This is a genomic window from Nonomuraea montanisoli (assembly GCF_013363975.1).
Classification (GTDB): Bacteria; Actinomycetota; Actinomycetes; order Streptosporangiales; family Streptosporangiaceae; genus Nonomuraea; species Nonomuraea montanisoli.
This window is the reverse complement of the sequence record NZ_JABWGN010000023.1, coordinates 110942-123153: the sequence shown is the minus strand read 5'-3', so window position 1 is coordinate 123153 and position 12212 is coordinate 110942. Positions and strand designations below refer to the sequence as shown.

General features: G+C 72.9%; 16 protein-coding genes. 8 read left to right on the top strand and 8 right to left on the bottom strand.

The window, feature by feature from the left end; translation table 11 throughout:
* Positions 1–251 precede the first annotated feature (251 nt).
* Positions 252–1592 (bottom strand): MFS transporter, encoded by a 1341-nt coding sequence (locus HTZ77_RS41605; protein ID WP_175595290.1) that lies wholly within the window; start codon positions 1590–1592, stop codon positions 252–254.
* Positions 1585–2184, bottom strand: a complete 600-nt coding sequence (locus tag HTZ77_RS41600; RefSeq protein WP_175595289.1) for a helix-turn-helix domain-containing protein — start codon at positions 2182–2184, stop codon at positions 1585–1587. Before HTZ77_RS41600 ends, HTZ77_RS41605 begins: the two co-directional genes overlap by 8 nt.
* A 122-nt stretch (positions 2185–2306) precedes the next feature.
* On the opposite strand from HTZ77_RS41600, the gene HTZ77_RS41595 reads away from it, so the two are divergent.
* Positions 2307–3281, top strand: coding sequence for a GlxA family transcriptional regulator (locus HTZ77_RS41595; RefSeq protein ID WP_175595288.1), 975 nt, complete (start codon positions 2307–2309; stop codon positions 3279–3281).
* An 85-nt stretch (positions 3282–3366) separates the two neighbouring features.
* Positions 3367–3969, top strand: coding sequence for an isochorismatase family protein (locus tag HTZ77_RS41590; protein WP_175595287.1), 603 nt, complete (start codon positions 3367–3369; stop codon positions 3967–3969).
* 2 nt (positions 3970–3971) lie between these two features.
* Here HTZ77_RS41590 and HTZ77_RS41585 read toward each other — a convergent pair whose 3' ends face one another.
* Genes HTZ77_RS41585 through HTZ77_RS41575 form a run of 3 tightly spaced genes read right to left on the bottom strand, consistent with a single transcriptional unit; the run spans position 3972 to position 6027 of the window.
* Positions 3972–4847, bottom strand: a complete 876-nt coding sequence (locus HTZ77_RS41585) for a hypothetical protein (RefSeq protein ID WP_175595286.1) — start codon at positions 4845–4847, stop codon at positions 3972–3974.
* A 1-nt stretch (position 4848) separates the two neighbouring features.
* Entirely contained in the window at positions 4849–5349 is a 501-nt protein-coding gene (locus tag HTZ77_RS41580; RefSeq protein WP_175595285.1) for a SigE family RNA polymerase sigma factor, read from the bottom strand.
* Between the two features lie 48 nt (positions 5350–5397).
* Entirely contained in the window at positions 5398–6027 is a 630-nt protein-coding gene (locus tag HTZ77_RS41575; RefSeq protein WP_175595284.1) for a hypothetical protein, read from the bottom strand.
* Between HTZ77_RS41575 and HTZ77_RS41570 the strand changes: the two genes are divergently transcribed.
* Both HTZ77_RS41570 and wrbA read left to right on the top strand, forming a co-directional pair.
* Positions 6026–7102: a serine hydrolase domain-containing protein gene (locus HTZ77_RS41570; protein ID WP_328809075.1), complete on the top strand. Its 1077-nt coding sequence runs from the start codon at positions 6026–6028 to the stop codon at positions 7100–7102. The two genes, HTZ77_RS41575 and HTZ77_RS41570, sit on opposite strands and share 2 nt — an antisense overlap.
* On the top strand, positions 7090–7698 hold the full coding sequence (gene wrbA, locus HTZ77_RS41565; RefSeq protein ID WP_175595282.1) for an NAD(P)H:quinone oxidoreductase: 609 nt from the start codon (positions 7090–7092) through the stop codon (positions 7696–7698). Before HTZ77_RS41570 ends, wrbA begins: the two co-directional genes overlap by 13 nt.
* Before the next feature lie 45 nt (positions 7699–7743).
* Here the strand turns inward: wrbA and HTZ77_RS41560 are convergent, their stop codons facing one another.
* On the bottom strand, positions 7744–8367 hold the full coding sequence (locus tag HTZ77_RS41560; protein ID WP_205304606.1) for a nucleotidyltransferase domain-containing protein: 624 nt from the start codon (positions 8365–8367) through the stop codon (positions 7744–7746).
* Between the two features lie 40 nt (positions 8368–8407).
* Here HTZ77_RS41560 and HTZ77_RS41555 point away from each other — a divergent pair, with 40 nt between their 5' ends.
* On the top strand, positions 8408–8755 hold the full coding sequence (locus HTZ77_RS41555) for a MazG-like family protein (RefSeq protein WP_205304605.1): 348 nt from the start codon (positions 8408–8410) through the stop codon (positions 8753–8755).
* Positions 8756–8791: 36 nt separating this feature from the next.
* Here the strand turns inward: HTZ77_RS41555 and HTZ77_RS41550 are convergent, their stop codons facing one another.
* Complete coding sequence (locus tag HTZ77_RS41550; protein WP_175595281.1) at positions 8792–9733, bottom strand: oxidoreductase; 942 nt, start codon at positions 9731–9733, stop codon at positions 8792–8794.
* A gap of 102 nt (positions 9734–9835) precedes the next feature.
* Between HTZ77_RS41550 and HTZ77_RS41545 the strand changes: the two genes are divergently transcribed.
* Complete coding sequence (locus tag HTZ77_RS41545) at positions 9836–10441, top strand: TetR/AcrR family transcriptional regulator (RefSeq protein ID WP_205304604.1); 606 nt, start codon at positions 9836–9838, stop codon at positions 10439–10441.
* Between the two features lie 53 nt (positions 10442–10494).
* Here HTZ77_RS41545 and HTZ77_RS41540 read toward each other — a convergent pair whose 3' ends face one another.
* Positions 10495–11061 (bottom strand): discoidin domain-containing protein, encoded by a 567-nt coding sequence (locus HTZ77_RS41540; protein WP_175595280.1) that lies wholly within the window; start codon positions 11059–11061, stop codon positions 10495–10497.
* 209 nt (positions 11062–11270) lie between these two features.
* Between HTZ77_RS41540 and HTZ77_RS41535 the strand changes: the two genes are divergently transcribed.
* Together HTZ77_RS41535 and HTZ77_RS41530 are read left to right on the top strand one after the other, a co-directional pair.
* Positions 11271–11819, top strand: a complete 549-nt coding sequence (locus HTZ77_RS41535) for a GrpB family protein (RefSeq protein ID WP_175595279.1) — start codon at positions 11271–11273, stop codon at positions 11817–11819.
* An 88-nt stretch (positions 11820–11907) separates the two neighbouring features.
* Complete coding sequence (locus HTZ77_RS41530) at positions 11908–12075, top strand: hypothetical protein (RefSeq protein ID WP_175595278.1); 168 nt, start codon at positions 11908–11910, stop codon at positions 12073–12075.
* Positions 12076–12212 lie beyond the last annotated feature (137 nt).

Genomic DNA, 12212 nt, shown 5'->3' with positions numbered 1-12212 from the left:
GAGTCTCGGCCGCCCTGGACGCCGGCACCACCCACGGCCGCATCACCAACGCCCTGAGGAACGACGGCAGCGCCGAGCTCGACATCCACGCCACCACGTCCAGCGGCGACATCACCGCCCGCAGCCTCCAGAGCTGACGGCCCGACGGCAGACCGTCATGCCTTCAGAGCTGACGGCCCGACGGCAGACCGTCATAGCGGCATGCCGGCGGGCCGACATCGCCCGAGCATCATCGCCGCATGAGGGCCACGTCACCCGCCCTGTCCGGCCTCCCGGACAGGGCGGCATCGACGCGAGGTGCCATGACGGTGGCGCGCTCTCGCCACCACGAGCAGACCCGCCGTGATCGCCCCGCCCGCGTGCAGGCAGAGCGTCGGGACAATGCCGAACCGTTCGCCGAGCACGCCCGCCAGCGCCGTCCCGAGCAGCGACGTGGCGGCCTGCGCGCTGACGAGGATCCCGAACACCGCGCCCACCCGGTCGCCGCCGGTGGCCGTCTGGGCGAACGTGGTCAGCCCCGCCACCGCCGCCGCGGCCGGTATCCCGGCCAGGCCGATCAGCGCGATGGCCGGCCACAGCTCACGCGTCAGGAGGGGGTAGGTGAACAGCGCCAGGTCGGCCAGGCCGAAAGCGACCGTGCCCCACCCCAGCAGCGCCCGCGGCGTGGCGTTGGCCGGACGGGCGGCGATCGCCAGACCACCGGCGATCCCGCCGACTGCCTGCGCCGACATGAACAGCCCGTACGCGTCCCCGCGTCCGCCGAGCACATCGGCCACGAACGGCGCCGCGAGCGTCCCGAAGATGCCCTCGCCCACTCCCGTGATCACCATGTACGCCACCAGCAGGCGCACGCCGCGGTTCGTCCTGGCCAGCCGCAGCCCGGAGATCCACTGACCGCCCATCGTCGTCGCGGCGGTGGCGCGGCGGGCGGGCGTTCGCAGGCGTGCCAGCAGGAGCGCGGAGATCAGGAAACCGGCCGCACCGATCCACACGACGGCGGCCAGCCCGCCCGCGCCGACCGCGACCCCGCCCGCCAGCGCGCCCAGCAGCCTGGCGGCCTGACCGCTCTGCCCGTGCAGCGCGTTGGCCCTGACGAGCTGGGAGGCGGCCACGATCTGGGGCACGAGGGCCTTCTGGGCGGGGAACAGGACCGTACTGAGCACGCCGGTCCACAGGGCGACGGCGTAGACGATCCCGACCTGACCCGGCTCGCGTACCACCAGCAGAGGCAGCAGCCCTGACGCGAGCAGCACGTCCGTGATCACCAGGAGCCTGCGGCGGTCCCACCGGTCGGCGAGCACCCCCGCCAGTGAGCCGAGCAGGACGTCCGGCAGGCGGGCGGCCAGCAGCATGGCGGCGCTGGACAGGGTGGACCCGGTGAGGACGTAGACGTGGTACGCCAGGCCGGTGCTGACGACCCAGTCGCCGGTCTGCGAGATCAGCCCGGCCGAGAGCAGCCGCCGGTAGTTGCGGTTCCCCCCGAGCAGGCTCCGGATCCCGCCCGGCGCCTCCGCCGCCGACTTCTCCGGGGCGCTCGTGGCCGCCCCCGCCGGTTCGTCTCCCGGCAGAGTGGCGTCCCTGGCGTCAGTCACCGGTGCCGGTCGCCGGGAGCGGGACCACGAGGGTGGTCAGCAGGACGGGCCGGGCCCCCTCCGGCCGCTCGGACGGGTCGGCGATCCGCGCCATCAGCGGCTCCAGCAGGCGATTGATCGCGGCGTCGAACGAGGCGAGCTCGTCAGGCGTGACGTAGAGGTAGGAGTTGCCGATCCCGCCGGCGTTGCGCCAGGTGTCGGGCTCGTCCGCGCGGCGCTCCTGCCATTCGGCCAGCCGCGACAGTGCCCGTTCGGCGATGACCTGTTCCAGCAGGCCGCGGGCGGCCGAGGTCTCGGGGGTCGAGCCCGCGTCGGACCACTCCTGGGTGAGTGACGTCGCCTTCCAGGGCCGCTCCCGCTCGTCGCGCGCCTCGGCCTGCTCCACGAAGCCGTACTTGGCGAGCTGCCGCAGGTGGTAGGAGGCCAGTGCCTGGCTGATGCCGACCTCGCGGGCGGCGTCCGCGGCGGTCGTGGCGCCGGCCCGCATCAGCAGCTCGTGCAGCGCCAGACGGACGGGATGGGCGAAGGCCCGCATGGCGGCGGGGTCGTCGAGCACCCGTCGTGGCCGCTTCCTCCAGGATTCCAAAGACATGCTTGGAATCCTGGGTCGGCAACGCAGAGATGTCAAGGGAACCTTTGGAATGTGGGGCTGTGTCCGGATGTGACAGAACACCGTCATGGCGGCCACCAGGTCATACCGGTGACAATGAATGCATGTCCGCTCCGCACCGTGTCGTCGTCGCCGTGTTCCCCGATGTCGATCTTCTCGATGTCACCGGGCCCGCGGAGGTGTTCGCGGTCGCGAACCGGGAGATGTCCGGAGGGACGCCGTACCAGGTGCTCCTGGCCGGGCCCGACGGCGGCCAGGTGCGGACCAGCGCCGGGGTCCGGCTCGCCACCGACCTGCCGTTCGACCAGGTCGGCGAGCGGGTGGACACGCTCGTGGTGCCCGGTGCGGTGGACGGCGCCGGCACGCCGGTGATCGATCCGGCCCTGGTCGGCTGGATCGCCGAGACCGCCCGGCACGCCGGCCGGGTCGCCTCGGTGTGCGTCGGCGCGCACCTGCTGGCCGCCGCCGGGCTGCTGTCGGGCCGGACGGCGACCACGCACTGGGCCACCGCCGACCGGCTGGCCGCCGAGCATCCCGACGTCACCGTGGACCCCGACCCGATCTACGTCCGGTCGGGGAACGTCTGGACGGGCGCGGGCATCACCGCGTGCATGGATCTCGCGCTCGCCCTGGTCGCCGAGGACCACGGCGAACGGCTCGCCCTGGCGGTCGCCCGGCAACTGGTGATGTACCTCAAGCGGCCGGGCGGGCAGAGCCAGTTCAGCGTCCCGCTGTGGCTGGCCCCGAGCGAGCGCCGCGACATCGACGAGCTGCGGGCGTGGATCACCACGAACCTCGTCGCCGACCTGTCGGCGGCGGCGCTCGCCGAGCGGATGTGCCTCAGCGAGCGGCACTTCGCCCGGGTCTTCCGCAAGGAGACCGGTGTCACCCCGGCCGCCTACGTGGAGGCGGCCCGGGTGGAGGCGGCGCGGCGGCTGCTGGAGGGCGGTGACGAGCCGCTCGACCAGGTCGCCGCCGCGTGCGGCCTGGGCTCGGTGGAGACGCTGCACCGGGCGTTCCGGCGGCGGCTCGGCACCACCCCGGCGGCCTACCGGCGACGGTTCCGCACCGCCGCCTGACTTCGCTTCCCACACCCCCACGACCTCGGCCGGCGGAATTCCCGACAACCCCGGCCGGACTTACCGGAAAACTCAGGAGGACGAGATGACTGTTTCGACGACCCTGCGCGACGTGATCGGCCTGGACGGCGCGTTGCCGGAGCTGTCCGCCGGCACCCTGATCATGATCGACTTCCAGAACACCTACCGAACCGGCGTCATGGCGCTCCCGGACGCCGACCTGGCCCTGGACGCCGCCGCCCGCCTGCTGGACCGGGCCCGCGCCGCGGGAACCCCCGTGGTGCACGTCGTCAACGACGGCGGCGAAGGCACCCCGTACGACATCCGCGCCGAGATCGGGCAGATCGCCTCGGCCGTCGCGCCCCGGGACGGCGAACCGGTCGTGGTGAAGCGTTTCCCGAACTCGTTCCACGAGACCGACCTGCTGGAGACGCTGCGCCGGCTCGACGCCGGGCCGGACCTGGTGCTGGCGGGCTTCATGACCCACATGTGCGTGCAGTTCACCGCCCAGGGCGCGTTCAACCTCGGCTACCGGCCCACCGTCGTGGGCGAGGCGTGCGCGACCCGGCCGCTGGCGGGCCCGGACGGCACGCCGATCCCGGCCGGCGTCCTGCACGCCGCCGCTCTGACCACGATCGGCGACCTGTTCGGCCGGATCGCCCCCCGCGTGGCCGACGTGCCCGCCTGAGGTCATTCGGTTCCCCGGCCCAAGGGGGCGAACGCCACGTTCTTCTCCTGTTCCAGGATCTGGGCCCGCGAGCCGTAGGCGGTGACCGTGACCGGTGGCGAATCCAGGACGTCGATCGGCTTGCCGTCGGCGTCCTTGCCGCCATCGGGGTCCGCGACCACCCTCCCCGGCACCCGGGCGATGAAGAAGCCGTTGGCCAGGCGCGCCTCGGTACGCCGTCCGTCCGCCCAGTCGATCTCGACCCGTCGCGTGTCCGTTCTCACCCGGCCGACGACGACCCGGTAGATGTCGTCCTTCTGGATCCGTTCCGGACCCTCCGCGTACGAGCGCGTGTGCGAGGTGTAGGCGTCCACCTGAAGGGCGCCCGAGAAGCCGGACATGTTCCCCGGAGCCCTGAACCCCCAGTAGGTGAAGACCGCCCGTTCCGCGAACTCCTTCTGCGGGGTCGGCGTGCACAGGACGAAGCCGGACCGGCTGCCGACCAGAGCGGTCGACCCGCCCTTGTCCCGGTACTCCACCAGCAGCCGGAAGTCCTTGACCGTGCCGTACTCCGTCATCCGCCGATTCCCGTCCATGTTGTGCACGGGCCCTCCCTTGGGCATGCACTCGCGCACGGCCCGCGACTGCGCGGGGGTGTTGTCCGGCAGGTGTTCCACCCTCGCCGCGGTGACCTGGCCGGAGCCCCCGGAAGTGGTGGTCACGATCAGCGAGGTGATCACCGAGGCCGCCGCGGCGAGCCCGGCGACCGACCATGACGTGCGCCGGCGCCACAGGGCGGCGGTCCGTGCCCGGGTGGCGTAGGCGGGCGCGTCGACGGGCCTGGCCTCGTCCGCCATCCGTCGCAGTTCCGCGGAGATCCGCTGTTCGTCGATGGTCATCTCAGGCCTCCAGGGCGACGGTCTCGCCGATCAGTTCGCGCAACCGGGCGACGGCTTGGTGGGTCTGGCTGCGCACGGTCCCCACCGAGCAGCCCATGATCTTCGCGACCTCGGACTCCGAGAGGTCCTCGTAGTAACGCAGCACCAGGACCGCCCTCTTGCGCGCCGGCAGGACCCGCAGCGCCCGGGCCAGGGTGACGCGCGCCTCGACCTCGTGAGTCCGGTCGTCCGTGGCCCGGTCGGGAGGCGTCAGGACCAGCCGTTCGCGGCCCCAGCGCGGACTTCGCCAGCGTCCGACCTGTTCGTGGTACATGACCTGGCGTACGTACGCCTCCGGATTGTCGCGGATGCGCCGCCAGTGTCCGGCAGTCTTGGCCAGCGCCGTCTGGAGCAGGTCCTCGGCGGCATGCTGATCGTTGGTCAGGAGATAGGCGAGCCTGATCAGACTGTCGGAGCGGGTGGTGACGAACTCGGTGAAGTCGCGTTGCTGGTCGGGATTCAAGAGGTCTCCTCGGGTCTCACCCCCTTAGATGCGGGTGGTCCCGTGGATCTATGGTGTGGCGCCGGAGGTCTCCTGGACGGCCGTCGAGCTGGGCTGGTCGTGCTTGACCCGGCGGGCCGGCCTCCCCGGCTCGTTCATCATCTGTTCCCTGGCCCACGCCCGGAGCCGGTCGGACCTGGTCGGCGGCTCGTGGGCAGCCATCTCCCGGTAGCGGGCGGCGGCGCCGGGGCCGACGTCGACAGGCCAGATGGTGATCACGTACACCTCCGGGCAGACCTGGCCGTACGCCTTGTTGTTGAGGCTCCTGCCGCGGGTGTGGACCCTCATGCGGTAGCGGCCCGGTCCTTGCGGGGTGAGGTCGGGGAACTGCGCGGGAGGGTCGCCCATCAACCCGCACAGCACCGTCTCGCCGGTCAGCGTGACGAGGTCGACCTCCGTGCCCTCCTCCCACTCGCCGGGGCGGGGCATGGGCGGGGCCGCTGTCGCGAGACGGATCGTCACGTCGAGGAAACCCGTGTGCACCCCCGTCCAGATCACCGCGATCCCCGGCCGGGAGGAGGCCAGCTCGTCGTCCGAGTGGTCCGGATGCCCCTCGTCGTACTCGCGGTCGCTCACCACGAGCTGGTGGTAGGAGACGAAAACCCGCTCCGCTCGTTCTGTGCGCACGATCGCGGCCATGGAGGTGATCGTAAGACGGAAAGATCACCTCATGTCCCCGTTGCACCGACGAATGACGGCCCTCGTCTCCGAAGCCGGCTACCGCAGTGACGAACCGCTCGTCGCCGGGATACGGCGACGCGGCGCGCCACCCGTCCACCTGGCCCAAGGGCTGACATCCACCGGTGAACCCATGACCGCCGCCACGCTCGTCTACGCGGCGTCGCTGTCGAAGCAGATGACCGCGGCCTGCGCGGCGCTGCTCGTCCGGCGCGGCGTCCTGGACATGGAATCGCCGCTGTCGCACCGGCTGCCCGAGCTGCCCGCCTGGGCGGGCGCCGTCCGGCTCCGGCACCTCGTCCATCACACGGCGGCCCTCCCCGCCGACTCCGCGGTCGACGCCCTCCTCGCCCGCGACGCCGACCGGACCACTCCGGGCGTCATCCAGGCGCTCACCCGGTTCCCCGCCCTGGCCGGCCGGCCGGGCACCGAGTACGTCTACTCCAACGCCGGATACCTCTGCCTGGCCGCGGCGGTGGAACGGGCGGCGGACATGCCGCTGCCCGGCTTCGCCCAGCGCCACCTGTTCGCCCCGCTGGCGATGGCGGACACCCGCTACTGGCCCGGTCCTGAGCCCATGCCGCCGGGTGCCGCGCCGCTCGCCCGTCCTCGTCCCGCGCCGTTGTCCCTGGGCGACGGAGGGGTGTGGACGACTCTCGGCGACCTGCTGCGATGGGGCCAGGCGCTCAACGCCGACGAACTCGGCGTCTCGGCGCTCATGCAGACCCCTGGACGCCTCGACGACGGAACGCCGATCGACTACGCCTGGGGCATCGGCGTCCGGTCGCACGCCGGGCATCGTGTCTACCGGCACGGCGGAGGCTGGACGGGCCTGCGTGCCCTGCACGCCCGCGTGCCCGACCTGGACCTGAGCGTGGCCGTCATCGCGACCGACGACCACACCGAACGCCGGGTCCCGCTCCTGGACGGCCTTCTCGACGTCGCGCGGGACGCCGCCTCACATTCCGGAGGGCTACGTCGTCGTACCGACGAACCGCATGTGAGGAAACAAGGAGAACGACCATGGAAACCGTGAACGTCGCGGTCATCTACTACAGCTCCACCGGCACCGTGCACGCCCTGGCCCAGGCGGTCGCCGAGGGCGCGGAGAAGGCCGGCGCGCACGTGCGGCTGCGCAAGGTCGCCGAGACCGCCCCGCCGGAGGCGATCGGCTCCAGGCCCGAGTGGGGCCGCCACCTCCAGGACACCGCCGACGTCGCCGAGGCCACGCTGGACGACCTGGCCTGGGCCGACGCCGTGCTGTTCGGCACCCCGACCCGCTTCGGCAACCCGGCCAGCCAGCTCCGGGCGTTCATCGACACCACCGGCGCCCTGTGGTTCCAGGGGCAGCTCGCCGACAAGGTGTACTCGGCCTTCACCGCCTCCAACACCGCCCACGGCGGGCAGGAGTCCACCATCCTGGCCCTGAGCAACACCTTCTACCACTGGGGCGGCATCATCGTGCCCCCCGGCTACACCGACCCCGTCCAGTTCCAGACCGGCAACCCCTACGGGACCTCCCACGTGGTCGGCGACGGCGCGCCCAGCGAGGTGACCCTGGAGGCGGCCCGCCACCAGGGCCGCCGCGTCGTCGAGGCCGCCGCCGCGCTCAAGGCCGGCCGCGCCGCCTGATCCTCCGGTACGGAACACACGGACAGGAGCCCGGCGGACGGGGAGCTAGCCGCGCAGGCGTTCGCGCCAGGGATGCGCCGGGTGCTCGATCCCCAGCGCCTCGTCCAGCCAGCGCCTCTGCGCGGCCGTCAGCACCGGCAGGACCGCCTCGAAGTCGGCCTCGTCCTTGGGCCGCAAGCCCCTGGCCTTGTAGAGCAGTTGCACCTCCGGGGTCAGCCGGTGGAAGCCGTCCTCCTCGACGGTCAGCCCGGCGAGCGGGCGGCGGACCCGGGGATCACGCCGGAAGACCCACTCGTCGCCGTCCGCCTCGTCCAGCATGAGCTGGAATCGCCATGGCCCGTCCGGATGCTCCCGCACCCAGATGTCATGCGCCTCCACCGGCAGCACCTCGTCGACCGGCCATGGCGGAAAGGACGCGTCCATGCCCGCGACGCGGACGTCCCAGCCGTCCAGCAGCCGCCGCACCGCGAGCTGGTCCCGGCGCAGCAGCGCGATGTCCACATCCCCATGCTCGCGGTACGCGCGTCCCACGGCCAGCTCGACCGCGTACCCGCCCGCCACCCACCACGGCGCCGCCGACCCGCGCAGCAGCGTGACGACCTCGTGCAGCGGCGCCGGCTCCCAGGGCCCGTACGGTGTCTCGATCCTCACCACCCGGACATCATCCATGATCACCGCCTCCGCGACCATGCCGGTAGAGTGCCGCTCGATGAATCCCGATCGGACCAACGCGCTCGTCCACGCGGTCTCCGCCTGGATCGACCAGTCGCCGGACAACCTGCACCGTGACCCCGAGGCGCTGCTGTGGGGCAGGGTCGCCAAGGTCGCCGAGGAGGCCGGCGAAGCGATCAACGCACTGGTGGGCGTCACCGGCCAGAATCCCCGCAAGGGCCGCTCCGCCACCCGGCAGGAGCTCGAGTACGAGCTCCTGGACGTGGCGATGACCGCCCTGACCGCCGTGGCCCACCTGCGCGCCGAGGACCCCGAGCCGGCCGACCTGCTCGGCCTGCTCGGCGGACACGTCGAGGCCGTCGCCCGGCGAGCCGGCCTCGTCTGAACGCCTCACCCGGCGAGCCGGCCTCGTCTGGACGCCTCACCCGGGGGCGGGCAGGCGGTACGTGACGCCGGTGAGGCGTTCGGACAGCCGCCACAGCCGCCCGGCCGTGACGACGTCGCGGACGGCGCGCTCGCGGGTGCGGTGCGTGGGCTCGCCCCGTAGCTGCAGGAACCCGTCGGGGACGATGTACCGCCCTCCGGGCAGGCCGGGGGCCGTGGCCGCGTACAAGGAGGTCTTGGCGCCCTCCGGCGTGGGACGGAAGGCCGCGCGCACGAGCAGGCCGGTGAGGCTCGCGTACAGCCTGCCCCGGGCGCCGTTGGCGCCGCCGGTGAGCACGTTGGTGCGGGTCAGCCCGGGAGCCACGGCCAAGCTGCGCAGCGCCAGCCCGGCCGCGTCGGCCCGGCGCTGCAGCTCCATCGCGAAGTAGAGGTTCGCCCGCTTCGCCTGCACGTAGGCGAACGCCGCGCGGTAGCGGCGCTCGGCGTTGAGGTTGCCGAGGTCGAAGCGGGCGAAGCGCTGCCCCTCGCTGCTGACCGTGACCACGCGCGGGTCGGGCGCGGCGATCAGGTGGGGCAGGAGCAGGCCGGTCAGGGCGAACGTGCCGAGGTGGTTGACCCCGAACTGCGACTCGAACCCGTCCTCGGTCCGGGCGAACGGCACCATGGCGATCCCGGCGTTGTTGACCAGCAGGTCGAGCCGGTCGTGGTCCCAGGCGGCCGCGAACGCCCGGATGGAGGCCAGGCTGGACAGGTCCACGCGGCGCAGCTCCAGGCGGGCGTCCGGCGCCTCGCCCCGCATGCGGTCGAGCGCGGCCCGGCCGCGGCCGGGGTCGCGGCAGGCCAGGACGACGTGGGCGCCGCGGCGGGCCAGCTCGCGGGCCGTGACGTAGCCGATGCCGCTGTTCGCGCCGGTCACGACGGCCACGCGGCCGGACTGGTCGGCCATGGCGTCGAAGGTCCACGGGGGAGGGGTACGCATGACTGCCACCTCGGGGGAGTGCGGGAAACCGGTATCGCAACTTGAAGTTGCGATAGATTCATCCTGCCCAATCGCCGTCCCGTATCGCAACTTGGAGTTGCAATGGAGTCTCCCCGTCCCGCCCCCCGCCCGGTCGGCCGCGGCGCCAAGGTGCGCGAGGCGGTCCACGCCGCCACGCTCGCCGAACTCGTGGACAAGGGGTACGCCGCGCTGACCGTCGAGGGCGTCGCCCAGCGGGCCGGGGTCCACAAGACGACGGTGTACCGGCGCTGGAAGGACCGGGAGAGCCTGCTCGTCGACGCCCTCGCCGAGCACCTGGCGGTGGACGTGCCCGTCCCCGACACCGGGACGATCGAGGGCGACCTGCGGGCGCTGGCCCGCTCGCTCGTCCAGTCGTACACCAGCCCGACCGGGCGGGCCGTCCTGGCCGCGATGTTCACCGGGGCGGCCGGCCTGCCGGAGATCGCCGCCGCGGGCGGGCACGTCTTCCGCGACCGGCTGACCAGGGCCGAGCCCGTGGTGAGGCGCGCGGTCGAGCGGGGCGAGCTGCCCGCGGGCACCGACCCGGGTGAGGTCCTCAAGACCCTCGCCGCGCCGGTCTACCTGCGGTTGCTCGTCACGGGCGATCCGGTGGACGAGACCACCGCCGACCAGGCCGCCCGGGTGACGCTGGCCGCCGCGCTCGCCGGCGCGTTCGTGCCGCGCTGATCAGCCCGTCACAGGTTCACCTCACCCGGTCGAACGCCGGTGCCGGTGGCGGGTCAGGGCGCCGGCGTGCCGTACACGCTGACCTCCGTGAGGTGGAACGCCAGGTTGGCGGTGTTGTGGGTGCCGACCACCCGCACGTAGCGGGCCTTCGCCTCGGTGGTCATCGTGTCCCCCGCGTCGGTCGCGGCTCGGGGGCCGCGGCGGCCGCCGAGGGGGTACCAGGTCGCGCCGTCGAGGCTGCCCTCCAGCCGGTACTCGTAATAGCGCCCGCCCCCGACGTAGGTACGGACGTCGACGCGGGAGATGTCGTCGACCTTCCCCAGATCGACCTTCCACCAGGTGGTGTCCCAGGTCATCTGGCTGGAGAAGTAGGGCGAGTTGGCCCGGTTGCCGTCGTTGGCGTACTCGGGGCCCCGGTTCGGCTCCCAGCTCAGCGCCGTGACCGGCTTGCGGAGGCTCTGCAGCGTGTCCCGTCCGGCGTCGCGCGCGGTCGAGGGGGCCGGCGCGGGATCGGTCAGCACGGCGATCGCCTCCTGGCCGGTGTGGCGGTTGGCCGCGCTGGCGAACAGGCCGACGTCGAGCGTCGCCCCGGCGCCCGGGACCACGGCCGACCCGACCACCGCCCAGTTCCTGCCGTCGCCGCGCCCACCTCGGTGTACGCGGCCGAGCGTGGAGTTGTCGGAACTGGCCGCGAACGCGGTGCTCACCGGCGCCATCCAGATGGCCCTGGACGAGGTGTGGCGCACCACCCTGACGGACTGCTGACCTTCACCACCAAAGGCGGCCTTCACCGCCAAAGGAGGACGGAAGCCGTGGCAGGATCGGCGGCATGAGTGAGCCGGTGGTGATCGAGGAGTACGACCCGGCGTGGCCGGAGGAGTTCGCCCGCCTGGGCGCCCGCCTGCGCGGCGCGCTGGGCGACGTGGCCGTGCGGATCGACCACATCGGCTCCACCTCCGTGCCGGGGCTCGCCGCCAAACCGGTGATCGACGTCCAGATCTCGGTCCGCTCGTTCGAGCCGCCGGACGCCTACCGGGCGCCGCTGGAGGAAGAGCTCGGCCTGGTGTTCCGGCCCGGCAACCCCGAGCGGACCAAGCGCTACTTCCGGGAGCCTCCGGGCTCGCGCCGCACCCACGTGCACGTGCGGCGGCTGGGCAGCTTCTCCGAGCAGTTCGCGCTGCTGTTGCGCGACTTCCTGCGGCGCCATCCGGGGGATGCCGCCGAGTACGCGAGGGTGAAGCGGCGGTGCGCGGCGGAGTGCCGGGAGGACCGGGCGGCCTACGTCGAGGCGAAGGACGCGTTCGTGTGGGAGATCGCGCGGCGGGCCGACGCCTGGGCGCAGCGCACCGGCTGGCTCCCGGGCCCCATCGACGCCTAGCCGCAGGCCGTCACCGCAGCCGCAGGCCGCCACCAAGCTGTAAGCGACTGCTTACGTCGCGACGGGGCCCGAGTTGTACAGTGAAATCATGAACCCTCCGGGATCGTGGTGTGAGCGGCCCAAGCCGCAGGCTCCCTCGTGCGAACTCCCGTCGCCGTGGAGCGAGCCGAAGCGCCCGGCCGACTGGTGCGAGGTTCCCAAGTCGCCGGTCGTGTCCCTCCTCGGCCACCTTCTCAAGGCCGCGGCCAGGCGCTGACGGTCTGCGGGCCGTAGCCGAGCGCTGACGGCCCGCCAGGACGGCGGGGCCGCCGTCGATCGTCCGCGGCCCCGCGATCAGTCGTGCCGTCGTCCGCGCCGTGGCGCGAGCCCCGTGATAGAAGGGCGATTCGCTGG